The 26,715-nt window shown below is 72.2% G+C and carries 19 protein-coding genes; 9 read left to right on the top strand and 10 right to left on the bottom strand.

Annotation, left to right across the window (positions count from 1 at the left end; genetic code table 11):
• Positions 1–14 precede the first annotated feature (14 nt).
• Genes pelG through pelF form a run of 7 tightly spaced genes read left to right on the top strand, consistent with a single transcriptional unit; the run spans position 15 to position 8,741 of the window.
• Positions 15–1,412, top strand: coding sequence for an exopolysaccharide Pel transporter PelG (gene pelG / locus LPN01_RS10770; protein ID WP_262828412.1), 1,398 nt, complete (start codon positions 15–17; stop codon positions 1,410–1,412).
• Positions 1,409–2,290 carry an endo alpha-1,4 polygalactosaminidase gene (locus LPN01_RS10765; RefSeq protein WP_262828411.1) on the top strand — a complete coding sequence of 294 codons (882 nt, stop codon included), beginning with the start codon at positions 1,409–1,411 and terminating at the stop codon, positions 2,288–2,290. Before pelG ends, LPN01_RS10765 begins: the two co-directional genes overlap by 4 nt.
• A complete protein-coding gene (locus LPN01_RS10760) occupies positions 2,287–4,011 on the top strand; it encodes a hypothetical protein (RefSeq protein WP_262828410.1) in 1,725 nt (574 codons plus the stop codon). Before LPN01_RS10765 ends, LPN01_RS10760 begins: the two co-directional genes overlap by 4 nt.
• Positions 4,008–5,471 (top strand): hypothetical protein, encoded by a 1,464-nt coding sequence (locus tag LPN01_RS10755; protein WP_262828409.1) that lies wholly within the window; start codon positions 4,008–4,010, stop codon positions 5,469–5,471. Before LPN01_RS10760 ends, LPN01_RS10755 begins: the two co-directional genes overlap by 4 nt.
• Positions 5,468–6,421, top strand: a complete 954-nt coding sequence (locus LPN01_RS10750; RefSeq protein WP_262828408.1) for a hypothetical protein — start codon at positions 5,468–5,470, stop codon at positions 6,419–6,421. The genes LPN01_RS10755 and LPN01_RS10750 overlap by 4 nt, the downstream gene beginning before the upstream one ends.
• Positions 6,418–7,272, top strand: coding sequence for a hypothetical protein (locus LPN01_RS10745; RefSeq protein WP_262828406.1), 855 nt, complete (start codon positions 6,418–6,420; stop codon positions 7,270–7,272). The genes LPN01_RS10750 and LPN01_RS10745 overlap by 4 nt, the downstream gene beginning before the upstream one ends.
• Entirely contained in the window at positions 7,269–8,741 is a 1,473-nt protein-coding gene (gene pelF, locus LPN01_RS10740) for a GT4 family glycosyltransferase PelF (protein WP_262828405.1), read from the top strand. Before LPN01_RS10745 ends, pelF begins: the two co-directional genes overlap by 4 nt.
• A 21-nt stretch (positions 8,742–8,762) precedes the next feature.
• Here the strand turns inward: pelF and LPN01_RS10735 are convergent, their stop codons facing one another.
• The 4 genes from LPN01_RS10735 to LPN01_RS10720 are packed head-to-tail and all read right to left on the bottom strand — an operon-like array spanning position 8,763 to position 15,813.
• On the bottom strand, positions 8,763–10,367 hold the full coding sequence (locus LPN01_RS10735; RefSeq protein ID WP_262828403.1) for a TolC family protein: 1,605 nt from the start codon (positions 10,365–10,367) through the stop codon (positions 8,763–8,765).
• Complete coding sequence (locus LPN01_RS10730) at positions 10,357–11,751, bottom strand: HlyD family type I secretion periplasmic adaptor subunit (RefSeq protein WP_262828402.1); 1,395 nt, start codon at positions 11,749–11,751, stop codon at positions 10,357–10,359. The genes LPN01_RS10735 and LPN01_RS10730 overlap by 11 nt, the downstream gene beginning before the upstream one ends.
• Positions 11,748–13,460 carry a type I secretion system permease/ATPase gene (locus tag LPN01_RS10725; RefSeq protein ID WP_262828401.1) on the bottom strand — a complete coding sequence of 571 codons (1,713 nt, stop codon included), beginning with the start codon at positions 13,458–13,460 and terminating at the stop codon, positions 11,748–11,750. Before LPN01_RS10725 ends, LPN01_RS10730 begins: the two co-directional genes overlap by 4 nt.
• 58 nt (positions 13,461–13,518) lie before the next feature.
• Positions 13,519–15,813, bottom strand: coding sequence for a glycoside hydrolase family 3 N-terminal domain-containing protein (locus tag LPN01_RS10720; RefSeq protein WP_262828400.1), 2,295 nt, complete (start codon positions 15,811–15,813; stop codon positions 13,519–13,521).
• A 79-nt stretch (positions 15,814–15,892) separates the two neighbouring features.
• Between LPN01_RS10720 and LPN01_RS10715 the strand changes: the two genes are divergently transcribed.
• Positions 15,893–17,416 carry a tryptophan halogenase family protein gene (locus LPN01_RS10715; protein ID WP_262828399.1) on the top strand — a complete coding sequence of 508 codons (1,524 nt, stop codon included), beginning with the start codon at positions 15,893–15,895 and terminating at the stop codon, positions 17,414–17,416.
• Positions 17,413–18,084 carry a DUF6445 family protein gene (locus tag LPN01_RS10710; RefSeq protein ID WP_262828398.1) on the top strand — a complete coding sequence of 224 codons (672 nt, stop codon included), beginning with the start codon at positions 17,413–17,415 and terminating at the stop codon, positions 18,082–18,084. Before LPN01_RS10715 ends, LPN01_RS10710 begins: the two co-directional genes overlap by 4 nt.
• 26 nt (positions 18,085–18,110) lie before the next feature.
• Here the strand turns inward: LPN01_RS10710 and LPN01_RS10705 are convergent, their stop codons facing one another.
• The 6 genes from LPN01_RS10705 to LPN01_RS10680 form a co-directional block, all read right to left on the bottom strand.
• Positions 18,111–20,132, bottom strand: a complete 2,022-nt coding sequence (locus tag LPN01_RS10705) for a hypothetical protein (RefSeq protein ID WP_262828397.1) — start codon at positions 20,130–20,132, stop codon at positions 18,111–18,113.
• Positions 20,133–20,215: 83 nt separating this feature from the next.
• Positions 20,216–22,774: a TonB-dependent receptor domain-containing protein gene (locus tag LPN01_RS10700; RefSeq protein WP_262828396.1), complete on the bottom strand. Its 2,559-nt coding sequence runs from the start codon at positions 22,772–22,774 to the stop codon at positions 20,216–20,218.
• Positions 22,775–22,836: 62 nt separating this feature from the next.
• Positions 22,837–23,823: a glycosyltransferase family 2 protein gene (locus LPN01_RS10695; RefSeq protein WP_262828395.1), complete on the bottom strand. Its 987-nt coding sequence runs from the start codon at positions 23,821–23,823 to the stop codon at positions 22,837–22,839.
• Positions 23,820–24,731 (bottom strand): polysaccharide pyruvyl transferase family protein, encoded by a 912-nt coding sequence (locus LPN01_RS10690; protein ID WP_262828394.1) that lies wholly within the window; start codon positions 24,729–24,731, stop codon positions 23,820–23,822. The genes LPN01_RS10695 and LPN01_RS10690 overlap by 4 nt, the downstream gene beginning before the upstream one ends.
• Positions 24,728–25,798 carry a glycosyltransferase gene (locus LPN01_RS10685; protein ID WP_262828393.1) on the bottom strand — a complete coding sequence of 357 codons (1,071 nt, stop codon included), beginning with the start codon at positions 25,796–25,798 and terminating at the stop codon, positions 24,728–24,730. The genes LPN01_RS10690 and LPN01_RS10685 overlap by 4 nt, the downstream gene beginning before the upstream one ends.
• The gene (locus LPN01_RS10680; RefSeq protein ID WP_262828392.1) at positions 25,795–26,715 is read right to left on the bottom strand and encodes a galactosyltransferase-related protein; all 921 of its coding nucleotides are present in this window, start codon (positions 26,713–26,715) and stop codon (positions 25,795–25,797) included. The genes LPN01_RS10685 and LPN01_RS10680 overlap by 4 nt, the downstream gene beginning before the upstream one ends.

Here is a 26,715-nt window from a genome sequence, read left to right as displayed (position 1 = left end):
GGGCCCGCTGGGTCATGGCCGGAATCGGATTTCAATTGGCGAGGACCGCGCGGGACGGCGGCGTCGGCGGGATCGCCGGCGCCGCCGCCTTCGGTGCGGTCATCAGCGCGGGGCCGTGGATGATAACCGCGGTGGCGATGGGCCTGCTCAACCGATGGACGGCGCTGCACCTGCACGCCGGGGGCGGGGGCACGGTCCAGACGGTGCTGATCTATGCCTTCAGCCTGTCCGCGCTGGCCGCGGGCCCGATATCGATCCTTGCGACGCGCATGGCCGCGGACCGGATCTTCGCCCGCGATGCCGCCGGCGTGACGGGCATCGTGCTGGTGGCGCTCGCCGCCGGCGGCGCGCTCGCGCTCGCGCTAGGGGCCCTGGTGTTCGGCTGGCTGGCGGCGCTGCCCGCGGTCGAGGCGACGCTGGCGACGCTGACGCTCGCGTGGCTGACGCAGATCTGGATCGCCGCGCCGCTACTGACGGCGCTGCGCCGCTACCGGGCGGTACCGGTCGCCTATCTGGCGGGGGTCGCGGCGGCATCCGTCGTGCTGGCGTTGCTGCCCGCCCCCGGCGTCGCGGGCGTGCTCGCGGTGATCGCGGGCGGCGTTGGGTTGACGCTGGCGGCGATCCTGCGCGTGATCGTCCGGCAGTTCGCGGCCGCGCCCGTGCTGCCGGCGCGCGACGCCATCGCCGCGCGCATGGCGACGATCGTCGCCTGCGCCGGTATCGCCGCGGTCGCGGCGGTCTGGGTCGACAAATGGCTGCTGTGGTGGGGGCCCGAGAGCGTCCCCGCGATCGGCCTGCTGCGGCTCAACCCGATCAACGACCAGGGCAGCTTCCTCGGCCTGCTGACCATGGTCCCGGGGCTGACGCTGATCCTGATCGTCGCGGAAACGCGATTCGACCGCGCCTTCGGCGACCTGATCGCGCGGTGTACCGGAACGTCGACGCTCGACCGGATCGAGGAGGCACGGCGCGAGGTGTTGCGGACCGTGCTCGACGCGCTGCGTCTGCTCGTGCTCGTCCAGGCGCTGGTCGCCGCGCTCGCCTGGGTGCTGGCGGTGCCGATGTTCGACCTGATCGGCGCCGATGCGCGCGCGATCTTCGCATTCCGCCAGACCTCTCTCGGCGCGGTCTTCCACATCGTGGCGATCGCGACGACCGTGGTGCTTGCCTATTACGACCTGTTCGGGCGCATCCTGCTGACCTGGACCTTCTTCGCGATCGGCAGCGCGGTCGCGACAGTGTTGCAATGGGACGCCGGATTCGCCGCCTTCGGCTGGGGCTATATGGCGGGCGCGGTGGTCGGCGCGTCGGTCGGGCTCGCGCTTGCCGGCGAGGCGACGGTCAACCTGACCTATCTGCTGTTCGTCGGGAACAATCCGTCGGTCGTCGGGCACGGCGGGCGGCTGCTGTGACGGACCGGGCGAACCCCGAACGGCGACGGGTGCTGGCACTCGGCGCGCTCGGCCTCGCGCTCGGCGTCCGCGCGCCGCTGGCGGCGGAGACGCGGCCGAGCGACGCCGACTGGCGCTGGGCGGTCGACTACGGCCCCTCGACCGACCCGGCCCTGGCGCGTGCCTGTCGCCTGCTCGTGCTCGAACCACACCATCCGCGTCCGATCGCGCCGTTGCGCGGACCCGGCGCGACGTTGCTCGGCTATGTCAGCCTTGGCGAGGTGGAGCGCAGCCGCCCCTATGTCGCGACGCTCGACCAGGCGGGCGCGCTCGGCCCCGCCAATCCCGATTGGCCGGACGCGCGCATGCTCGACCTGCGCCATCCGGTCGCGCGCCGGCTGGTCGTCGAGCGGATCGTGCCCGACGTGCTCGCGCTCGGCTATGACGGGATCTTCATCGACACGATCGACAGCGTGGAGGCGATGGAGCGCCGCGATCCGGTCGCCAACCGCGGCATGATCGCCGCGGCCGCCACTTTGATCGCAGAGCTGCGGTCGCGCTTCCCGCGGATGCGCATCATGCTCAACCGCGGCTATGCGCTGCTGCCCGACGCCGCCCCCAACATCGACATCCTGCTTGGCGAGGCGATGGCGTCGCGCTGGAACTTCGTCGCGAAGCGCTACGACCTGCTCGGCGATGCCGACTGGCAGTGGCAGGCGGACCGGCTGCGCGCGGCACAGGCGCGCAACCCCGCGCTGGTGCTGACGACGCTCGACTATTGGGACCCTGCGGCGACCGCGCAGGTCATGCGCCTGTACGCGAAAGAGCGCGCCGCCGGCTTTCGTCCCTATGTCGCGACGCTCGCGCTCGACCGGCTGATCCCGGAGCCCGTGGCATGAGCGTCGGCCGTCGTCAGGGCTGGATGGCGCTCGGCATGCCGGTGCTCGCCGGGCTGGGGCTGCTCGGCGCGGGCCTGCTGCTGCTGCCCGGCCGCCGCGAGGTCCTGCATGCGGAGCGGCGCGCGTTCCCCGCTCCGGCGCAGTCCGTCCCGCCCGCCGCCGAACCGCCGGTGACCCAGCGGCCGATCGCGCTGCCGGCCGCGCCACCGTCGATCGCGGCGGAGATCGCGGACGCCGACGCCGCGCGTCTCGCCGCGCTGACCGCGGCATCGATCCGCGACGGCGGGCGGGTGACGACGGTGCAGGTGGCGTACGACCTGATCGCCGCGCGACGGCCGGCGGTCGCGCTCGCCTATCTGGCCGCCCGGCCCGACGGGGCGACGCCCGCGACCTGGCGGCTGCGCCTCGCCCTGCTGCGCGACACCGGCCGCAAGGCCGATTCGGTGACGCTGGTCGAAGCCGCCGCAAGCCGCCGCGGCACGGCCACCCCGGCCGATCTGGTCGCGGGGGCCTATGAGGCCGGACGGCCGGACCTGCTGATCGACGCCGCGGCGCATGGCGCGATCCCGCCCCCCGACGCCGCGCTGGCCCTCGACCTCGCGCGCCGCGCCGATGCGGGCGGACGCGGCGACCGGATCGTGGCGCTCGACCGCGTGACGCATGCCGACTGGCGCAGCGCCGATCCGTGGCTCGCGATGCGCATCGCCACCCGCGCCGGCGACAGCGCCGCCGCGCTGCGCGCCGCCGACCGCCTGCCCGCCGACCAGCGCGATGCGGGGCGCGAGGCGATCCTGCGGGCCGCCGGCGATCGCGCGGGGCTGCGCCGGCTGTGGCTCGCACAGGCGGCCGTCCCCGGCGCGGCGCTGGCGCCGATCGCCGAGCGGCTGCTCGCGGCGGGCTTTCGCGACGATGCGACCGCGCTGCTCCGCCAGGCCGCGACCGGGCGACCGGTCGCCGATCCCGCGGCGCAGCGGCTGCTGTACCTCATCGGCCCGCGCCCCGGCGCCGCCGACATCGCCTGGCTGCGGCGGCAATCGAGCCTCGGCGATCCGGGCGCGCAGGGGGACTGGATCGCGGCCTATGCGCAGCGCGACCGGCCGGCTGCGGCGCTCGCCGTCCTGTCGCAGCATCCGCTGGCGACGCGCAGCGACGTCATGCTCGTCCGGCTCGGCCTCGCCCGCGCTGCGCACGACGACGGAGCGGCCCGCGTCCTCGCCGCCGCGCTGCTCGACGGTCGCCCGCTCGACACGGCGCAATTGCGCCTGCTCGGCGCCACGGCGCCCCCGGACGCCGCGCTGGCCCGGACGCTGGGCCGTCGCCGCGTCGCGGCAGGAATAGCCGAGCCGCGCGACACGCTCGACCTTGCCTGGGCGGCGTGGAACGGCGGGGACGCCGCGACCACCGTCCGCTGGCTCCGCACGCGGCTCGCGACCGATCCCGACGACCTCCCGGCGCTGCGCCTGATGGCGGATGCGCAGGCAAAGGCCGGCGGCGCCGCAGCGGCCCGGCCTTGGCTGGAGCGCGCGCTCGCGCTGGCCCCCGCGAACGGGCGCGATCGCGTGGAACTGCTCGACCGGCTCGGCCGACGCGGCGATGCGATCGCCGCGGTCCGCGCGTTGCGCGCGGCGGCACCCGACGACCGCGCGCTGGCGGCGCTGCACGCGCGGCTGCTCATCGCGGGCGGCCAGCCCGGCCGCGCCATGGCGGTGCTGGCGCCATGATCGCGCTGCTGATCGCCCTTCTGTCCCCCGGCGCCTGCCCGCCCCCGTCGGCCGCCGGGCAGGCCGTGCCGACCGCCATCCGCGCCGATGCGTCCGTCACCGCCCAGCTCGACTGGCCGCAGGGGACCGACATCCGTGCCGAGGCGAACGAGGGCGAGATCGTCGTACGCTTCGACCGGCCGCTGCGCGATGCGGCGATCGACGCCTTCCGGGTCGCCGCCGGCGCGGCGATCGGCGACCTGCGGTGGAACGACGACAGCCTCGTCCTGCGCGCGGCGCCGGGATGGACGATGACGTGGCAGCGATCCGGATCGCGGCTCGCCGTCGCCTTCGCGCCGCTGCCGGCGACGGCGGTGCCCGTGGCCGACGACGCCGCAATCGTGGCGGTCGAGGCGGATGCGGCGGCGGGCTATCCGGGCCGCGCGCGCCGCGCCGCGACCCGGCTCGCCGCCGGGGCGCCGACGGACCCGCGAATCATGCGCCTACTCGCCGATGCGCAGGCGGCCGACGGCGACGGCCGCGCCGCCGCGGATGGCTATCGCGCGCTCGCCGCGGACGACCGCGCCGCGCGCCGCATCCGTGCCGCGGCGCCCGGCACCGCAAGCGCCGGCGTCACCCTGCGCGACGGCAGCGACCTGTCGCAGGCCGAGGCGTCCGCCCGCGTCGATGTCGCGATCGACGACCGGCTGGCGGTCGGCGGCGGGGTGCGCCGGCTGCAAACCCGCGTCGACGGACGCGGACGCCATGGCGCGACCGTCGCCGACGCGAGCGTGGCGGCGCGACTCGACGCCGGCGTGCGGCTGCAGCTGATCGCCTCCGCCGCGCTCGACACGGCGGTGACGGGCGGCGGCGCGCGGCTCGTCGCAGGCCCCGCCGAGGCGCAACTCCGCGTCACGCTGCTGCGCCATATGCCGGATTATTCCACCGCGGCGCAGGTGCTGGCGGGCGGCTATCTGTCGCGGGCGCTCGTCGGCGTCACCTATCGCCTGACCCCCGGCGTCGTCGTGCAGGCGGACGCCGGCGGCCAGCGCTACGGCATCGCCGGCCAGCCCGGCGCGACCGACACGATCGTCGCGAGCGCAGGGGTCGACTATCTGATCCGGCGGCAGTTTCCCGCGCTGGGCCTGACCTATCGGTACGAGGCGGAATATGTTCAGCGGATGCGCAGCGGCGGCGACGCGCTGCCGATCGTGCCGCTGGCCACGCGCGAAAATCACACGTTGCAGGGTCTCGTCAGCGGCGCGGCGGGCGAGGTGCAGCTGACCGCGCTCGCCGGCTGGACGGTCGATCGCTTCGGCGGCGACGGCCCGACCGCGAGCGTCGGGATCGCCGCGCCGATCGGCATCGGCTGGCGGGTGGAGGGCAGCGGCGGCGTCACCTCGATCGCCCGTGCCGGTTTTTCCGGGCGCCAGCTGTTCGCGCGCGCGCAGCTGACGCGCAACCTGGGCGACGGGCGATGAGTCCGATCGGCCCGCCACGCTGGCGGCGCCCGATCCGGATCGCGCTGGAACTCGCGATCGGCTTCGCGCTGCTCGCCGGGGCGGATCGCTGGCTGACCGGCGGCAGCGGCTTCGCCGGCGTGCAGCCCAACCCCTATTGGATCCCGGTGCTGGTCATGGCGCTGGCCTATGGCACCGGGCCGGGCGTCATCGCCGCGGGGATCGCCGCTGCGCTGTGGCTGGCGCATGTCCACGACGGCAGCGGCGAGCGCGATTATCTGGATCATCTGTTCCACCTGTCGCTGCCGCCGCTGCTGTGGTTCGTCGCCGCCGTCGCGGTGGGCGAGGTGACGACGATCCGCCTCGCGCGCCACGCCCGTCTCGACCGCCGCGGGCGCATCGCCATGCGCAACGTCGCGCGGATGACGGAGGCGTTCGACAGCCTGTCCCGGACTAATCGCCGGCTCCAGGTCCGCATCGCCACCGACGGCGCCACCATCGGCCATGTCGTCGACGTCGCCGCGCGCCTCGCCGCCCCCGACGCGGCGGTCCGGCGCACGGCGATGATCGCGCTCGTCGCCATAGCGGCGCGCACCGACGATTTCACCTGCTACCGGATCGCCGGGAGCGAGGCGCGGGCGTGGCTGCGCAGCGATCAGGCGACCGCCCGGCGCGACGCGCTGCCGGTGGCGCTGATCGACCGGCTGGTCCGCCGACGCGGGCTCGTCCATGTCGCGCGGCGCGCCGACCGCCCGGCGCTGGAGGGGATCGGCGTCGTCGCCGTACCGCTCGCCGACGCGGCGACGGGCGCCCTCGCCGGCTGCCTCGTCCTTCATTCGATGCCGTTCGCGGCGCTCGACGCCGGTCGCGTCGCCGATCTGGGCGAGATCGCCGGGTGGCTGACGCCCCTGCTCGCCGACCCCGGCATCGCCGCGCCGCGTGCGGTCGGCCCGGCGGGGATGGTCGCATGACCGCGTGGCTGGTCGTGCTGGCGATGCTCGACGTCCTGCTGTTCGGGGTGTGCGGCATCGCGGCATCGCCGGCCGGCTGGCCCCTGGCCGGGCATGCGCTGCTGACCGCGGTGGCGCTGGCGATCCGGCTGCGCGCGCGGCCGACGCCGGGCCTCGCCGTCCCGATGCTCGGCATGCTCGGCCCCGTCGCCGTCCTCGCGAGCCTGTTCCCCTGGCTGCGGCAGCCACAGGCCGCCCGCCCGTCCGATGACGCGCGCATCTTCGGCCCGCGCCGCGTCCGGACCGCGCGGGCCGGCCATGGCGTGGCCGCCGCGCGCCTGCTCGACGGACGGGTGCACCATGCCGCGCCGGAAACGCTGGGATCGCTCGTCGCGATCCTGCGCCACGGCGACGTCGCGGCGCGCCGCCGCGCGCTCGAAACCGTGGTTCGCTCGTTCGAGCCCGGCCTGTCGCCGCTGATCGCGCAGGCACTGACCGACCGGGACCAGACGATCCGCGCGCTGGCCGCCGCGGCATCGGCGCGCGTCGCCCAGAACCTGCTGATCGCGCGATCGGCGCCCGGCGACGACGACGCGGCGCCGCCGGGGACGCTCGCCGCGCTGCTCGCCGATCACGCGCGAGCCGACGTATTGCTATCCGATTCGCAGCGGCGCAAGCTGCGCGACGACGCGGTCGCGATGCTGCCCGCAAACGATCCGGCGCGTCCCGGGCTGGTGCTGGAGGCGCTGTGGGCGGCGGGCGACTATGCCGCGATCGATGCCCTTGCCGACACGGTCGCCGCGGCGCCGGATGCCGCCGGCGGCGATGCCGCCCGCATGGCGCGCTGGTGGCAGGACGCGTCCGCGGCATGAGGACCGGCGGCCCGGAAGCCGACGTCTGCCTGATCGTCGAGGGTGCCTATCCCTATGTCATCGGCGGCGTATCGGGCTGGTTGCAGGACCTGATCGCGCACCTCCCCGACGTCACCTTCGCGATCGCCGCGATCAAGCCGGGTGCCGAGGACGCCCCCTTCCGCCTGACGCCGCCGCCCAACGTGATCGCCGTGACCGAGATCGGGCTGGCGCCCGAACCGTGCATGCCGCGGCCGATCGCCGATGCCGTAGCGATCCCGATCGCCGATGCGCTGGTCGCCTTCGTCGCGACTGGCGACGCCGACCGGCTGGGGCGGCTGATCGACCTGATCGGCGGGATGACGCATCCGCCGGCGACGGGCGATATCCTGTCGCACCCCGCCGTCTTCGCGCGGTTGCGGCGGCATTATCAGGCGATGCTGCCCAAGGCGTCGTTCCACCATTATTTCTGGGCGATGCGCGTCCTGCTCGGCGGGCTGCTCGCGGTGCTCACCGCACCGCTGCCGCGGGCGCGGGCCTATCATACGATCTCGACCGGGTTCGCCGGGCTGCTCGCCGCGCGCGCCGCGCGCCAGACCGGGCGGCCCGCCTTCGTCACCGAACACGGCATCTACCTGCTCGAACGCCAGATCGAGGTGATGATGGCCGACTGGATCGGCGACCAGGTCGACACCGGCCTGGAACTGGAGCGCAGCGTCCGCGACCTGCGCGACCTGTGGGTGCGCGCCTTCTCCAGCTACGCCACCGCCTGTTACGAGGCATGCGATCCGATCATCGCGCTCTATGGCGAGAACACGCAGGTGCAACGCCGGCTCGGCGCCGCGCCGGGGCGCGTGCGGGTGATCCCGAACGGCATCGATTCGTCGCGCTTCGCGGCGATGGCGGACGCGCGCGACCCGGCGCATCCGCTCGTCGTGCTGCTCGGCCGCGTGGTGCCGATCAAGGACATCAAGACCTTCATTCGCGCCGCGGCGATCGTCCATGCCGACCGTCCCGACATCCGCTTCGCCGTGCTGGGCCCGGCGGACGAGGACCCGGAATATGCCGGCGAATGCATCCGGCTGGTCGACGACCTGGGGCTGGGCGCGGTGTTCGACTTCGCCGGCCGCGTCCGGATCGAGGACTGGATGGCGCGGATCGACCTGCTGGTGCTGACCAGCCTGTCCGAGGCGCAGCCGCTCGTCATCCTCGAAGGCGGCGCCTGCGGCATCCCGGTGGTCGCGCCCGACGTCGGCAGCTGCCGCGAGATGATCGAGGGGCGCGGCGGCGACGACACCGGCCATGGCGGCATCGTCACGCCGCTGGTCAACCCGGCGGCCACCGCCGCGGGGATCCTCGCCATCGCCGCGGATCCCGAACGCCGCGCCGCGATGGGCGAAACGATGCGCGAGCGCGTGCGCCGCGACTATGACCACGGCACCATCATCGGCGCCTATCGCGACCTCTACCGATCGCTGGTCGCGCGATAGGCAGGCGCGACGCGGGCGCGGTCAGCCGCCGCCGGTGACCCGTTCGTCGCTGAGGTCGCCGACGCCCGGATCGGGCAGGCGCGGGCCGATCGGCACGGCGCGTCCGGTCGGTCCGGGCACTGCGGCGAGCGCGGCTGGCCGGATCCGCGCATCGCCCGCGACCGGCAGGACGGGGGCCGCCGGCGCGGCCGCGGACGGCACCTGCGCGCGGTCGATCGGCGCGAGCAGCGGGTCGAAAGGGCCGAAGGTCTGGGCACGCACCTGTCGCGTGTTGCGCGCGGGATCGTAGGCGGGGACGGCCCGGTCGATCGCCGCCGCCTGCAACCGCCCCAGCGTCGCGAGCAGCCGCGCCTCCGCCGCATAGGCGGCATAGGTCGCGTTGGTTTCGACCAGCTGCGCGGTCAGCAGCCGCTGTTCCGAATCGAGCACCTCGAAATTCGACCGCAGCCCTTCCGAAAACCCGCGCTGGACGCCGGTCAGCGCGTCCTGCGCGGCGCCGGTGGCGATCCGCCCGGCGTCCATCTGCTCGCCGGAGGCGACGGCCTGATTCCACGCACTCTGGGCGGTGACGAGCGCCGCGCGGCGTGCGCTCTCGACCTCGAAGCCGAGCTGCTGCCGTTCGGCGATCGCCGCACGGACGCGCGATCCGATCACGCCGCCGGTCAGCAGCGGCATGGTCAGCGTGACCGCCCCCGTCGCCGCGGGCCCGGCGTCGCGCAGCTGATAGGAATAGGGGCTGGAATAACCGTAGCTGCCGGTCAGCGCGACGACCGGCGCGCGTTCCGCGCGTTGCGCCGCGATGCGGGCATCACCCGCCCTGGTCGCCATGATCGCCTGCCACAGGCTGGGGCTTTCCTGCTCGACGATGGCATAGGCGCCGTCGAGCGTCGTCGGCAGTCCGGGGAGCGTCGGCGGGATCATCAGCGGCCCCGGATTGTGCCCGACCACCGCCGCGAACCGGCCGCGGCTCGATTGCAGGTTCGCGACCGCCTGCGACAGCTGCGCGCGGACGATTTCGCGCTGCGCGCGCGCCTGCGCGATCTCGATCCGGGTCAGGTCGCCGCCGCGCTCGCGCGCGATCGCCTGTTCGAGCTGGCGGCCATAGGATTCGAGCGATCGCTGCTGGATCGCGACGAGTGCCTGGTCGCGGCGCACCGAGACATAGGCATCGACCACCTCGAACAGGATCGCATTCTCGACCTCGCGCAGCCGTTCGCGTCCGGCGAGCACGCTCGCCTCCGCCGCGGAGACCTGCGCCGCGGTGCGTCCGCCGTTCAGCAGGATCTGCGACACGGTCAGCGTCGCGCCCATGTTGCGCGCGCGCTGCGTGTCGAAGCGGTCGAGCAGATTGCGCTGTTCCTGCGAGCGATATTGCAGGGCCATGTTGATGCCCGCGTTCAGCCGATAGGGGGAGCCGGCCTGCACGATCTGTTCGTCGAGTGCCCGCAGCTGCGCGCGCTGCCCCTCCAGCGCCGGGTTGCTGCGATAGGCGTCGGCGATCGCCTGGCCCAGCGTCTCCGGAGCGAGGCGCCCCTCGACGTAGGACGTGCCGGCATCCTGCCCGGCGGCGGGCGCGCACCACATCAGTGCGGCGAGCAACAGCAGACGACGCGGATCAACGTTCATGGAGCGACCTCGCAAAAGCCTCGGTCAAGGGATCGAGCAGATATCCGAGCGCGGTGCGCGAGCGCAGCTTGACCAGCACCGACACCGGAACGCCGGCGCGGATGCCGGTATCGCCGCCGCGCGCCGCCTCGATCCGCGCGATCTGGTCGCGCGGCACCGCGATCTCGGCGCTGAAATAGCTGTGCCCCGATTGTTCGTCGCGCAGCGCGTCCGCCGATACGGTGCGTACCGTGCCGGTCAGGATCGGCAGGTCGCGTTCGTGCAGCGACAGGAACCTCACCTCCGCTTCGCGCCCCGCGAACACGCCGTCGATGTCGCCCGGCGCGAAATTGGCGCGCACGACGAGCGGCGCGGCGTCGGGGACGATATCGAGGATCGGCTGACCCGGCTGGATCACCCCGCCCACCGAGAAGACGCGCAGGCCGACGACGCGGCCGGTCACCGGCGCCCGGATGACGGTGCGGGCGAGCTGGTCGCGGGCCGCCAGCCATTTGGGCAGCATCTCGTTGAGCTGGAACTGCGTGTCGCGCAGCAGCGATGCGCTGTCCTCGACGTATTTGCGACGGTTCTGCACCATTTCGGCATGGGTCTGACCGATCTGTTCGCGCGCCGCGGCGGAGCGCGAGACATAGTCGGCGTCGGTCCCGTCGAGCTGCTGGATCGACCGCTCGATCGCCCGCACGGTGTTGCGCGACACATATCCCTGGTCCGCCAGCGCGCGGGTGCTGTCGAGCTGCTGCCGCAGCGAGGCACGCTGCTGCGCCGTCGCCTGCGCCTGCGCATTGAAACCGCCGGTCTGCTGCGACACCGTCGCCGCCTGTTGCCGCAGCACCGCGCCGTTCGCGGCGAGCGCAGAGGCCCGTGCCGCCCGCTGTGCCACCTGAAGCGCCTCGGCGCGCTCGACCAGCCGCCGGTCGTCGCCCGTCGCGTTCGCGAACTCCGCCGGCCAGACGATCGCCCCGCCGCGCACGTCCGCCTCCAGACGGGCGCGCTGCGCCTTGAGGTCGATGACGCTCGCCGCCAGCGCGCGTTCGCTCGCGACGACGTCCGCCCCCTCGAGGCGGAACAGGACGGTCCCGGCGCGGACATGATCGCCGTCGTGCACCGACAGCGCGGACACGATCCCGCCCTCGCGATGCTGGACGGTCTGGCGATTGCCGGCGACGACGACCTGCCCCTCGCCCGCCGCCGCCGCATCGAGCCGTGCGAACGCCGCCCAGCCGAGCGCGACGACGAAGAACAGGATGGCGACGATGCCGCCGGCGACGATCGCGGGGCGCGGCGAATCGTCCAGCGTCAGCCGCCGCGCGATGCCGTCGCGCACGGACTGGCCGGACGGCACCGCGGGCACGGCCTCCGCGCCAGGACGATCGGCATGGATCATCGCGCACCTCCCGCCGCCGCGACCGCAGGACCCGGCGGCGGCCCGGCGGGCCGCAGCACCTTCGCGCGATCGTCGAACAGCTGGATCGTTCCGCCGCGCAATACCATGATCCTGTCCACCGCCTGGAGCAGCCCGGTCCGGTGCGTCGATACGATGATCGTCGCGCCGCGGCGGCGCATCGCCTCCATGGTCGCGACCAGCCGCGCCTCGCCCTCGCTGTCGAGATGCGCATTGGGTTCGTCGAGCAGCAGGATCGTCGGTTGCCCGAACATCGCGCGCGCGAGCGCGATCGCCTGGTTCTGCCCCGCCGACAGGCCCGACCCCTCCGCCATCGTCAGCATCGTCGCATAACCCTGCGGCAGGCCGAGGATGACGTCGTGCGCGCCGGCGACCTGCGCCGCCTGCACCACCGCGGCGTCGAGCGCTTCGCTGTCCCCGTCGAGCACCGCCTGGAAGCGCGAGATGTTGGTGTGCACCGTCGTCGGAAACAGCGACGGCATCTGCGGCATATAGCCCAGGTGCCGGCCGAGGTGTTCGCGATTCCAGTCGGCGAGGCTCGCGCCATCGATCCGGACCTCGCCCGAATCGGGGGTCAGCGCGCCGGCGAGGACGCGCAGCAGCGTGGACTTGCCCGCCCCGCTCGGCCCGACGAGCGCGACGATCTGGCCCGGCTCGACCGTGAAGCTGATATCCGACAGCAGCGCCCGCTCGCCGTTCTCCGCCAGCACGCCGACGCCGCGGACGTCGATCCGCCCGATCGGCGGCGGCAGCGCCGTGACATGCGCCGCTGGACCCGGCCGGCGACAGAAGGCGTCGAGATCGCGCCACGCGTTGCGCGCGCTGGCGAGCGGCTTCATCGCACCCAGGATCTGTTCGACCGGCTGGAGCGCGCGCCCGAGCAGCAGCGACGCGGCGAAGATCGCGCCGCCCGAAATGTCCTGCCGGATCGCCAGCCACGCGCCCAGCGCCAGCGCCAGCGACTGCAGCAGCAGCCGGAGGAACTTGGTCAGCGCCAGGAAATGCCCCGCCGTCGCCGCGAGCGACGATTGCCGCCGCACCAGCTCGGCGCGTTCGAGCAGGTGGCGGGTCACGAAGGCGTTGCGCATGCCCAGCACACGGACGACCTCCGACCCGTGGATCGACACGTCCTGTTCGCGCGTCGCGAGCATCGCGCGCACCTGCGTGTCCCGCGCCGCGCGCGCGGTGACGCGGTCGCTCAGGATCGCGATACCGCCGAGCAGCAGGGCGCTCGCCAGCGCCAGCACGCCGATCCAGGGGTGGAGGAGGAAGGAAATGAGGATGTAGATCGGCGCCCAGGGCGCGTCGAACAGCGCGAGGATCGTCGGCCCGGTCAGCGTCGCACGGATCGTGTCGAAGTCGCGCATCGCCTGGCTGCGCTGCGCTCCGGTCGCCTCGTCCGTGCCGAGGATACGCAGCAGGATGCCCGGCGCCGCCCGCCGTTCCAGCCTCAGGCTGGCGCGCAGCAACAGCCGCATCCGCATCATGTCGAGCACCGCGAACACGATCAGCGACACCGCGAGGATCAGCGTCAGGAGGAACAGCGTCGCACCGCCGCGGGTCGGCACGACGCGGTCGTAGACCTGAAGCATGAAGATCGACGGGACGAGGTACAGGACGTTGACCAGTCCCGAAAACAGCGCGGCGAACAACAGGTGCCGGCGACAGCCACGCACGGCGTCGGCGAGCACGTTTCCGGGGGTCCTGGCGAACGACAGCATGGACCGGGCTATAGAATCGAAAGGTTAATCAGAGGGTATCCGGATCCCCTGCGGAAAAAACAGCGCGGCGCTCCCCTCCCTGGATCAGCATGGTCGTCGCATGCGACCCTGCGTCCGCCGAACTCGATGCCACCCAGATATCGACCACACCGGGCTCGACCTGCCGGCCGCCCCGTTCGTCGACGATCGCCAGATCGTCGGGGCCGAGCGGCAGCGATACGGTCGCGCTCGCACCCGCATCGAGCGTCACGCGCGCGAACCCCTTCAGCTGCCGCACCGGCCGCGCGCGGCTCGCCACCCGCTGTCGCACGTAGAGCTGGACGACGTGGGTGCCGCGTCGCCGGCCGACGTTGCGGACGGTCGCGGTGACCGTCGCGCCGGGCGTCAGCGGCGACGGCACGGCGGCCTCCCCGATCGCAAAACGCGTATAGCCCAGCCCGTGACCGAAAGCGTAGAGCGCGGCGTCGGGGGCATCGCGCCATCGCCCGGTGCCGCCCTGCGGCGCGGGCTCGGGCGGCGGCGGGCGCCCGGTCGGCAGGCGGTCGTACGACCAGGGCTGCTGCCCTTCGACCATCGGAAAGCTGACTGGCAGCCGCCCGGTCGGCTCGGCCTCGCCGAACAGCAGCGCCGCCAGCGCCGGCCCCGTCTCGCATCCCAGGAACCAGGTCGCCAGGATCGCCGGCGCCGCCCGCACCGCGCCCTCCAGCACCAGCGCACGGCCGTGGCGCAGCAGCACGACGACGGGCGTGCCCGTCGCGGCGACCGCCTCCGCCAGCGCCTGCTGCGCGGGCGGCACGGCGATCGAGGCGCGGCTGTTCGCCTCGCCCGACATGTCCGCGCCCTCGCCGATCGCGAGCAGCACGACGTCGGCCGCGCGTGCGGCGGCGACGGCGCGATCGATCCCGCCCGCGATCGGCGCCTCGATCGCGCTGCCCGGCTCGACCGTCAGCCTCGTGTCGGGCAGCCGGCCGCGCAGCGCGGTGGCGAGGTCGACGCCCTCGCGCCGATAGCCCGCGAAACTCCACGGCCCGTCCAGCTGCGTCCGGTCCGCGCCGCACGGGCCGATCAGCGCGATGCGCCCGATCGTCCGGGACAGCGGCAACAGCCCGCCCTCGTTCCGCAACAGCACGACCGCGCGTGTCGCCGCCTCGTTGGCCAGCGCGCGGGTCGCCGCCGTGCCGATCCGCGTGCGCTCGACGACCGGGTCGAGCGACCGGAACGGCCGTTCGAACAGTCCCAGCCGCGCCTTGAGCGCCAGCACCCGGCGTACCGCCTCGTCGACGCGCGCGATCGGCACCCGCCCCGCCGCGACCAGCACGGGCAGGTGCGCATTGTACAGCCCGCTCTGCATGCTGACGTCGGTGCCGGCGAGGATCGCGCGGGCCGCCGCGTCGGCTTCGTCCGCCGCAGCGCCATGCGCGATCAGTTCGCGATCGGCGGCATAGTCCGAGACGCACGGGCCCCGGAAGCCGAGCTGGCCGCGCAATATCCCGGTCAGCAGGGGCCGGTTGGCGGTGGCGGGCACGCCGTCGACGTCGGTGAAGCTCGCCATGACCGCCCCCGCGCCCGCGGCGAACGCCGCGGCGAAGGGGGGCAGGTGGACGCGCTGCATCGTGCCCGGCGACATGTCGACCGCGCCATATTCCATGCCGCCGACGACCGCGCCATAGCCCGCGAAATGCTTGGGCGTCGCGCACAGCGCGTCTTCCGCGGACAGGTCGTCGCCCTGGAAGCCGCGGACGCGCGCGGCGGCGATCCGGCTGCCGAGGTGGACGTCCTCGCCCGCGCCCTCCGCGACGCGCCCCCATCGCGCATCGCGGGCGACGTCGACCATCGGCGCGAACGTCCAGTGCAGGCCGCCGGCGGTCGCCTCGCGCGCGACCGCGCGGGCGATCCGTTCCGACAGCGCCGGATCGAACGCCGCCGCCTCGCCGAGCGGGATGGGAAAGATGGTTTCGTAGCCGTGGATGACGTCCGCGGCGAACACCAGCGGGATGCCCAGCCGGCTCTTCAACGCCGCGCGCTGCGCCCGGCGCGCGCCGGCCACGCCGTACCCGTTGAACAGCATCCCCACCTGTCCCGCGCGGATCGCGGCGAGCATCGCATCGGCGTCGCGCGCCGCCTCGCCGGGGTTGGTCGTCCGGCCGAGCGGCCTGACGGTATCGGAGAAGCAGGACAATTGCCCCGCCTTCTCGGCGATCGTCATCCGCGCGAGCAGATCGTCGATACGATCGCGGGCGCCTTGCGCGAGGTCAGCCCAGGCGAGGCCAGACCAGGCGGGGGCCGCCAGCAGATACGACAGCACCGATCGGCGATGGATCATCGCACACTCCGCCCGGACCACGAGGGGTCCCTGCCTAGCCGATGCCCGTGCGTCGCGACACAGGAAAGGCTTGCGCTCGATGCCCGATCGATCACAGTGCCGCATCGTGAAGCGCGTCAGACGTCTTGTGATCCTGGGGGGCGGCACCGCCGGATGGATGGCCGCCGCCGCGATCGCCGCGACGTTCGGCGACCGGATCGCGATTGTCCTGCTCGAATCCGATGCGATCGGCACCGTCGGCGTCGGCGAGGCGACGATCCCCACCATCCACTGGTTCAACCGGCTGATCGGCCTCGACGAGGCGGCGTTCGTCGCGACCACGCAGGCCAGCTTCAAGCTCGGCATCGAGTTCGTCGACTGGGCGAGGCCGGGATCGCGCTATTTCCATCCCTTCGGCCGCTATGGCGTCGATCTGGGTCCGGTGCCGTTCCACCAGCACTGGCTGCGCGCGCGGGCCGAAGGCGATACACCGCCGCTGTCCGCCTATTCGCTCGCGACGCAGCTCGCCGCCGCCGGCCGCTTCGCGCGGCCGGCCGACGATCCCGGCTCGATCCTGTCGACGCTCGGCTATGCCTATCAGTTCGACGCCGGGCTGTACGCGCGCCACCTGCGCGCGAAGGCGGAGGCGCGCGGGGTCCGGCGTCACGAGGGCAAACTGGCGGGGGTGGAGCGCGATCCCGCGACCGGTTTCGTCACCGCGCTGACGACCGAACGCGGGGAGCGTCTGGAGGGCGACCTGTTCGTCGACTGTTCGGGGTTCCGGGCCTTGCTGATCGGCGAGGCGATGGCATCGCCGTTCGAGGACTGGTCGCACTGGCTGCCCTGCGACCGCGCGGTGGCGGTGCCGTGCGCGCGCGGCGGCCCGACGGCGCCGTTCACCCGTTCGACGCTGCGCCCGGCGGGGTGGCAATGGCGCATCCCGCTCCAGCACCGCACCGGCAACGGCTATGTCTATGCCAGCCGCTTCGTGTCGGACGACGAGGCGACGGCGACGCTGCTCGCGAACCTCGACGGCGCACCCCTCGCCGAACCCCGGCTGCTGCGCTTCACGGCGGGGTTCCGGCGCGAGGCGTGGCGCGGCAACGTCGTCGGCATCGGCCTCGCCTCCGGCTTCCTCGAACCGCTCGAATCGACCAGCATCCACCTGATCCAGAGCGGCATCGCCAAGCTCATCGCGCTGTTCCCCGACGCCGACTGCGACCCCGGCCTCAGCGCCCGCTTCAACACGCTGTTCGCGCAGGACATGGACGGCATCCGCGATTTCCTGATCCTGCATTACCACGCGACGCAGGGGCACGACGCGCCGCTGTGGCGCCACGTCGCGGCGATGCCCCTGCCCGCGTCGCTGATCGATCGCCTTCGCCTGTACCGCAGCAGCGGTCGCCTGATGCTGCAATCGGACGAACTGTTCCGCGAGGCGAGCTGGCTGGCCGTGCTGGAGGGTCAGGGCGTGACCGCACGGCATCCCGCGCCGCTCGCCGATACGCTGGACGCCGCGCGCAGCCGGCAGCAGCTCGACCGGATCGCGGCGATCGTCGCGCGCGCGACGCCGACGCTGCCGCTGCACGACGACGCGATCGCCGCGACGGTCGGGGCGCGATGACCCGACCCGACGTGCGCGCCCGGCGGATCGGGCAGGAGCGCGAACCGGTCGTCGTCATCGACCATTTCGCCCTCGATCCCGACGCGCTGCGTGCCTTTGCGGCCACCCGGCCCTTCGGGCCGGCAGGGCAGCATTATCCCGGCATCAAGGCGCCGCTTCCCCCCGATTATCTGCGCGCGCAGGGGCGGTTGATCGCGGCGGTCGCGCGCGACGCGTTCGGGATCACCGGACCCATCTCCGTGCTGGAGGCGCGATTTTCGATCGTGACGCTGACGCCCGACGCGCTGTCGCTCGAACAGCGGTTGCCGCACGTCGACGCGCTCGAGCCGGGGCAACTTGCGCTGATCCATTATCTGGTCCCGGCCGGCACCGGCGGCACCGCCTTCTACCGCCATCGCTCGACCGGCTACGAAACCGTCGACGGGCCACGCAGCGCGCCCTATTTCGACGCGCTCAAGCGGGATCTTGCACGGCAGGGGGCGCCCGAGGGCTATATCGACGGCGACACGCCGCTGTTCGAACGGATCGCCGCGCTCGACGGCGTCTACAACCGGGCGCTGCTCTATCGCGGCCACATGCTCCATTCGGGCGTGATCGCCGCCGATGCCGCCCCGTCGCCCGATCCGGTCGCCGGCCGGCTGACCGTCACGGGGTTCTTCGCGACCTGACCCGGCGCCGGGGCGAGGCGTTCGCCCTATTCCTCGCCGGGCGGGCGGACGGCGAGGTAGACGGTGCTCCACAATTGCGCCGCGTTCGATTCGTCGACGTCGGTCTTGCCCGCGCCGAACGCCTGGATCCGGTAGCGACCGCCGCCGTAGGTCCAGGACCACAGCTCGGAACTGCGCACCGCGCGGCTTGCCGCGATCGCCTTCCACAGCGCCGCCTGCGCCGCGACGAGGCGCGCGCGCGTCGCCGCGGGCAGGTCGCCGCGCCCGAGCTGGCGCCGCAGCCCCGCCGCGAGCAGCGCCTGCTGCCACGACCACACCACCGCGCCGTGATAGGCCGACGGCGTGAAGCGCGCCTGCGCATCCGTCGACGCGAACGCCGGATTGGCGACGAGCAGCCCGATGTCGGTCATCAGCCCCGCCGGAAACGGCCGCATGATCGCACCGACATAGGTGTCGAGGTCGGTCGGCGAGGGCTGGCCGAACAACAACATGAAGCCTTCGTCCGAATTGACGATGCGCACCGGCGACCCGTCGGCATCGAGCGACAGCGCGTGGAAGACCATCGGCTGCGTGCCCAGCGCGGCGAGCGCCGGGGCGGCGGGCACGCCCAGCGTCGCCGCGTAGCGCCGCACCTCCGTCGCCGCCGTCGCCGCCGGCACCGCGACGCGGAACAGCGCGGGCGCCCGCTCCCGCCAGACCCGGGCGATGCCGCCGGCCTTGCCGAACAAAGCGCGGTCGTCCGCCGACAGATAGGCGTCGAGCAGCCCGGCGCGCAGCAGCCGGTCCGCCGATTCGACTGCGGCGGGGACAAGCGCGCCATTGACGTCATAGGCATAGATGCCGCGGCCCAGCCCTTCCTCGCTGTCGCGCCACTCGCCCGTCTTGCGCCCGGGCTTGATCGCCACCAGCGTCCGGGTCGACGGCGCGGCGGCGAACCCGCGCGCCTGTTCCAGCACGAAGCGCAGGTTGCGGACGAGCGAGGCACCGACCGCCTCGCGATGGCCGGGATCCGCCTCGCTGGTCAGCGGCTGCGCCAGATACGCCGCCGCCCGCGACCGGCCGCTGCCGAGCAGATAGTCCGCCACGACCGGACCGAGCATGTAATCGTCGTCGACCATGCCATAATCGAGTTCGGCGGCATCGCCGCCGCGCCCGGACTTGCGATTGGCGAGGATCGCGAATTCGCCGATCCCCTCCTCGTGCGCCACCTCGCCGCCGGGTGAAAGCCGCGCGATCACGGCGTTGAGCCCCGATTCGATCGCGACCGGCTGCAACGCGGGCATCAGCAACCGCACCGACATCAGCGTGTCGCGTCCGAAATAGGTGTCGAACCGCCAAGACCCGGCGAGAAACTTCTCGCGGTAGCTGAGAAAGGCGAGCGCGTTGCGCGCGGCGGGATCGGCGGCGGCATGGCCGTTGAGCAATTGCGCCATGGGGATCGGCGTCAGCGGCGTGTCCCCGGTCAGCGCCGTGATCCGCACGCGGATGCGACCAGCCTTACCCGCGACGATCGCACCGTTCTCGATCCGCCCGTCGAGCACCTGCACTGCCAGCGCATAACCGGGCGCACCGTCCAGCCGCCGGCGGCGCCAGGTGATCGTATCGCCCGCGACGACCGCCTTCGTCGCCAGTTCGGCGGGAAAGGTGCCGACCGCCTGATAGTCGCGCAGGAAGCGGATGTTCGACAGCACCGCCTGACGCGGGACCAGCCGCGGCACGGCCGCGCTCGCCTCCGCGACGATGCCGTGCAGGCCGTCCTGCGTCAGCGGTCGCGGCGCGACGTCGAGCCGCCAGTCCGGCGAGCGCGCCGTGCGTTCGAACCACAGCCCGACGCCGCTGTTGCCCGCGGGAAAACCGACCAGGATGCGCGGATCGTTGCCGTTGCGCAGCAGCAGGTGCGCCGCCACCGCGCCGTCGCGGACGAAGGCGTTGAGATTCTGTCCCTCGGTCAGCCGGTAGGCGAGTTCCGGGGGGCCGGACGCGGGCGCCGCGGCGCCGACCGCCAGCGCCAGTCCCATCGTCGCCGAAAGGCGCAGCACCGTCTTCATCGCATCACTCCTTATCGACGAAGGGGCGGCCGGGCGCTCGCACACCCGCCGCCCCCCGGCCGTCATCCACGCGTCGCCACGGCTCAGAACTTCAGCGTCACCGATCCGCCATAGGTCGTGCCGACGATGCCGCGGGCGTAGAAATAGCCATCGGTCACCGCCTGCGTCTGCCCCTGCCGCGGATTGCCCTCGGTCAGGCCGACGACGTTGAAGATGTTGTCCGCGTTGAAGTTCGCCTGGATGCGATCGTTGATGTCGATCGTCACGCCGGCACTGGTGACGCCATAGCTGGGCAGCGCGACGCCGTTGCCCGCGTCCGCGAAGATCCGGCCGATGAACTTGTAGCGGCCGTACACCTCGCCCAGCCCGCCCGGCAGCTTGATCGCGGGCGTGATCGTGAACAGCTTGGCGGGGGTCCGCTCCGGCCGGTTGCCCTCGTAACCCGACTGCGCCGCGCCGTCGATCTGGAGGTTGAGCAGCTTGGGCTCCTGGAACACGCCCTGGAAGTCGACCGAGAACCAGGGGATCGGACGGACGTTGACGTCCACCTCGACACCGCGGGTGCGCAGGTCGGCGTTGATGTTCTGTTGCTGCGACGGATTGGTCGGATTGGCGAAATTGTAGTTCTGGTTGCGGAAGTTCGTCTGGAACACCGTCACCGAGCCGCTGATGAACCGCCGGTACTGATAGCGCACGCCGGCTTCGTACAGTTCGATCGTCGTGATCGGATCGGTATTGTTGGTCTGGAAGCCGTCGGCATAGCGGGCGTAGATCGCGAGGTTCGGCGTGAACTGATAGTTCGCACCCACCGTATAGGCGAGCTTGCTCTGCGTCCGCTGCGTCGTGACATAGGTTCCGTTGAAGGTCGACCCCACCGTCCGGATCACGCCCGTTACGCCGGGCTGCACCGCCTGGTTGACCGCGGCGGCCTGTCCATCGAGGAACTTGGCGTCGTCGCTCTCCCAGCGCAGGCCGCCGTCGATATGCAGGTCGCCGATCGACAATTCGTCGTTGGCGTAAAGCGACACGGTCGAATCCTTGCGCGTCCGGATGCCCGCACCCCAGTCGCCGTAGGACACGAGGCCGTTGTCCGACAGCGTGCCGATGACGCCGTTCGCCGCGTTGAGCGCGACGATGTCATAGATGTCGCTGTTGGTGCGCACGTCGTTGACGACGCTGGCGGTCGCCGACTGATCCTGCGCGCGGATGACGTTGTAATACATCACGCCCGCGGTCAGCGAATTCTTGAAGCCGCCGCTCTCATATTCCCATGTGCCACCAGCGTTGATGCCGAAGTCCTTGCCGTCGACATAATCGTGGTTGAGCGTCGTACGTTGCAGGAAGCCGTTGCCGTTCAGCGCGTTGAGCTCCGCGGTCTGGTTCGAGCCGAGCACCGCGCCGGTGCGCAGGTTGCGAATGCCGAAGCGCGTCGTCGCCGGATAGGCGGCGAACCCCGCGCGCAGCAGGTCGATGATCGGCGACACGGCGGGGTTCGGCGTCAGATAGTTGACCGCACTCGTCAGGCCGGCGTTGCCGGTCCCGGAGCCGGGGAACAGACCGTTGAAGTCATAGGAATATTTCAGATAGCGGCTGTGCAGGAACAGGTTGAAGCTGTCGCTGACCGGGGTTTCCATGTCGACGCGGAATTGCGCGGTCTTGGCCTTGATCCCGTCCTGATAGCGGAATTCGCGGAAGCCGCTGGGATGCGCGAAGGTCGATACCGGCACCTGGATGCTGCGGAACGCATCGCCGCCGACGTTGCCGAACTGGGTGTCGAGGCTCGGAATGCCGCCGGGCTTGCCGTTGGTGAAGCGATAGGGCTGGTCGGCGTAATAGGCGTTCTCGATATCGCCGCCCTTGGCAGAAATGCGGATATAGCCGCCCGCCTCGGGACGATATTCCAGCATGCCCTTCACGCGCCAGCCGCGATAGTCGAACGGATTGTCGCGGACGCCGGGGCTCGACTGGTAGTAGCCGCCGACGTTGAACGCCAGCTTGTCGGTGATCGGCGCGGAGAGGTAGACGTCGCCGCGCTTCATGCCGTAATTATAGTAGGTCGCGCGCGCCATCGCCTCGGGCCGCTCGAAATTGGGCAGCTTGGAGACGAAGTTGATCGTCGCGCCCGCGCCGTTGACGGTCAGCACGCCCGACGAGCCGCCCTTCACCGCCTCCAGCCGATCGATGGTCAGGTCCTGGTCGAAGAAAAAGTCGGCACCGCCGCCGCCGTACAGGATCGGCATGCCGTCCTCCTGCAACTGGACGAAGCGCTGGCCGCCGCCCTGCAGGCCGCGCACCGAATAATTGTTCGAGACCGCGCCCGCGGTCGCCTCGACGAAGATGCCGGGGACCAGTTCGAGCATGTCGGCGGTCGACCGCGGCGCCTTGCGATCGATGTCGTCGCGCGATGCCAGCGTGATGTCCGCCGATGCGGTGATGAGGGGGCGGTTGCGCGTCGTCTGCCCGGTGACGATGATGTCGGCGCCGCCGTCGTCGGTCGCCTGCGCGGGATCCTGTGGGTTGGTGTCAGGCGTTACCGGCGCGGCGGGAGCCGCCGTAGGATCGGCGGTCTGTGCATAGGCCGGCATCGCGACCATGGCGCAGCCGACCAGCAGAAAGGCGCGAAGTGCGCGACGATCGGTCATCGATAATCTCCCCTAAAACACGGGGCTCTTCTTCAAAGGCCCATAATGGGACAATAGTTCTGTCACCCTCGATCCACAATGGTCGTATTTTCCTGCACCGGCAGGCGACCCGAATTTTGCCGGAAGGTGTGGCGATTTGGCCGCACCTTGCCCCCGCGGACCAAGCCGGAACCCATTGACAGAACATAGGCCGCGAAGCCGCGCGCGATCCCGCGGCAGCGGAAGGCGTGGAAGAAGCGGATCTGTTCGAAGACGACCGCGCGCGTCCGGCGCTCCGCGACCAAGTTGCCGATATCGGTCCGCACCGCCCGCACGATCCGCGCATCGCGCAGGATGTGCTTGGCATAGACCGCCCCGTCGCCAAAGGCGTAGCCGGCGAGCAGGCGCCGCAACGCGTTGGCCGTCCGCCGTCCGTGATGATGCGTCACGACGATATACGGATCGTAGCGCACCGGGATGCCGCATCCGGTCGCGCGGAACAGGAAATCGGTATCTTCCGCTGCCCTGAACCGGGCGCCCGCGCCGAAGCGTTCGTCGAATCCACCGATCCGGTCGACGACGTCGCGGGTAAAGGCCAGGTTTGCGCCCATGACGAATCCGCCCGGATACCCCCCGGGATCTGCGACCATCGCATGATCCTCCAGCTTGATCGTCACGGGCAGGTCGGCGGGATCGCCGAGCAGGATGCGGCCGCCGATCACCACCGGTGCCGAAGCCAAGGCGAAGCGCGCCGCCACTTGTTCGAAAAAGCCGGCATCGAGCACGCAGTCGTCGTCGGTCATCGCGACGATGCGGCCCCGCGCCCGCGCCAGCCCCGCGTTGCGCGCCCGCGCGAGCCCGGCGCGCGGTTCGCGGACGAGCGTCACCGCAAAGGCCTGCGCGTCGCGCCATGCGGACAGCCGTTCGGGCGTGTCGTCCGACGATCCGTTGTCGACGACGACCGCCTCCACCGCCGGACCGCGCGCCGCCGCCCGCGTGATCGAGGCGAGCGTGCGATCGAGCGACTCCCCCCGGTCGCGCGTACAGAGCAGAAGCGTGACGGCGATCATGCCCCGTCCGCGCGCGCCGCCAACAACGGCGACGCCGCCGTCCAGCACGCGATGTAGGCGGACAGCTTGCCGTAGTCATTGTCGAGCGCGACATGGGGAATGTCGAGCAACGTCGCGAGGATATGCGCGTGCAGCCGGTCGGTGACGATCCGCCGGCCGCGCGACAGCAAGGCCAGTCCCCGATCGACGCGCGCGCGGGCCAGACGGTGGCAATAAGCGGCCGCCGGCTCCCCCGCCGTCCGCCCCGGCAGCGGGCCGTCGTCCAGCCAGTCGCAGACGAGGGCATCGGGGCGTTCGCCGACGATCGCCGGATCGTGCGCCACCCGCTCGTCGTCGCTGCGCAGCAAAAGCAGCGTGCCGACATCCGCCACGCCCCGATGCTGCCGGCCGATCGCGAACGCGCTGTCGGGGGCGAGCGTGACCGGGCAGTCCCAGTGCCGCTGCGCAAGCGCAAGGCTCGCGCGGTCGCGGACGGCCAGGTGGAAATCGGGGTGGGCCGCGACCAGCGTTCCGAACGCCGCGATACCGCCGGGGGCGCGAAAGTGGATGGATTGCGGCAATTGCACGACGCGCCGGTCGCGGACGGTCGCCAGCACCGTCTCGCGGAACGTCTGGTGATGCCGCCAGATGTCGCCGAGATTGCCGCCGCCGTGGAGGAACACCACGCCCTTCGGGCTCGCCGCCCGGAACGCCGCGGAATCGAACCCGTCCCAGGTCGCGACATAGTCGGGATCGCGGCCGGTCACGGCGCGCAGGATCGCGACCTCGCCCAGCCAGATCGCGCTGTCGCCGACGTTCGCGTGATCGGGAAAGTCCACCAGCGCATAGCGGTCGCCGGGGCCGACGTGGCGCCGATAGAGGTCGAACAGCGCCGCCTGCTGCTGCGCCACGACATCGGGCGCGCTCATGCCGCCGCGGTCATCCGCGCGTGGCGGACCTCGTCGTACAGCCGCTCGCACCCGTCGAGCCAGCGGTCGCGGCCGAAGGACGCCTCGACCCGCGCGCGCACCACGGTGCGGGGGATCGCCGCCACGTCGCGGATGGCGCGGGCGAGCCCCGCGACGTCGTCCGCCTCCGCGAACCGGCCGGCCTCGCCGACGACCTCGCGCGCCGCGCCGCGATCGAACGCCGCGACCGGCAGGCCGCAGGCCATCGCCTCGATCGCGACCAGCCCGAACGGTTCGTCCCAGCAGGGCGTGAACACGAACACCGCCGCACGTCCCATCGCGACGGCGAGTGCCTCCCCCTCCAGATGGCCGCCGTAGCGGATCGTCGGTCCGAGCAGCGGTTCGACCGCCGCGGCCCAATAGTCGCGATCCTCGATCGAACCGAACAAAGTCAGCGGCACGCCCGCGAGCAGCGCCGCGCGGATCGCCAGATGCGTGCCCTTGTTCGGCGTGATCCGGCCGCACCAGACGGCGCCGTCGCCCCCTGTCGCGAACGGCCAGGCGGCGGGGTCGATGCCGTTGTGCAGCACCGATGCCTCTGCCGGCGCGCCGTCGGGGAACCACGCGCGCAGCTGGCTCCGGGACGTCACGGTCAGCCGGTGGGCGGGCGCGGGACTGGCCTTCACGAACCAGTGCAGCGCGTCATAGGGCGGCACATGCAGGGACGTGACCGTCGGCACGCGCGCGGTCTGTGCGGGCGCGATCGGAAAGCGGTGCAGGCTGTTGTTGTGGACGACGTCGAAGCCGCCTGTCGCGATCCGCTCGCACGCGGCGCGATAGCCGGCATCGACGTGCGCGATCAGCGGCGGCGACCCGCGATGCTCCGCCCAGGGAAAGGTGCGCTCGTAATGTTCGGGCAGCACCGGGTCGATATCGAACCGCGGATCGCTGTCCCCCGCCGCGAACAGCACGACGTCGTGCCCGCGCGCGACCAGCCCGTCGGCGAGGTACCAGCTGTGCGATTCCATCCCGCCCATGAACGGCTGCGCGATCCGCTGGCGGACGTGCGCGAGCAGCGCGATCCTCACGCGGCGACGCGGCCCGATGCCGGCACCCGTGCCTCCAGCGTGCGGATGACGGTGGCGGTGTTGGCATAGGGCTGGTGGCTCTGCTGCCCGGTGAGCGCCAGGTCGTCGGCATCGGGGCGGCGCAGGATGCGGATCGGCGCGCCCTCCGCATCGTCGATCAGCCCCATCAGGCGGAAGGCGTAGAGCCAGTGCCCCATCGTGCGATAGCCCCAGCGTGCCTCGAACAGCTCGGCATTGCGCACCACGCTGTCCAGGTGGTGGACCGGCGGCATGTGGTGCGGGTGATATTGGTGGTGCGCCAGCCCGCCCCGGATCCAGGCGATCGGCACGCCCGCGGTGTCGAGCACCTTGCCGAAATCGGTGTCCTCGCCGCCATAGCCGCGATAGCCTTCGTGAAAGCCGCCGACGCGCAGGAAGGTCGCGCGCCGCATCGCGAAGTTGAGCGACCAGAAACAGCGATAGTCGTTGCAGAGCTCGATCCCCTCGGCGGGCGGTCCGCGCCGGTCGGAATGGCGCACGGCGACGGCGGCGAAATCCTCGCTGCGCCAGTCGCCCGCGGTTGCGCCGCCGGGCAGGTACAGCACCTCGCCCATCAGCAGCCCGTCGAGCTCGCCCAGACGCCGCGCGTAGTCGGCGACCAGCGTCGGCGTCGGAATGCAATCCATGTCGAGGAAGACCAGCGCGTCGCCCGTCGCGGCACGGCCCGCGGCATTGCGCGCGACCGCCAGTGGCAGGTCGCCGCCCGCGATCATCAGCTGGCGGATCGGGAACGGCGCATCGGGCAGGTCGTAGGGCGCGTCCTGCATCACCGCGACGATCAGCTCGCACGGCGGCTGCGTCTGGCGGGTCAGCCCGACGACGAGGTTGCAAAGGTGATCGGGCCGGCCGCCGGCCAGCGTCACGACGGATACGAACAT

It is taken from the genome of Sphingomonas sp. A2-49, assembly GCF_025548555.1.
Classification (GTDB): domain Bacteria; phylum Pseudomonadota; class Alphaproteobacteria; order Sphingomonadales; family Sphingomonadaceae; genus Sphingomonas.
This window is presented reverse-complemented; position numbering and strand designations above follow the sequence as displayed.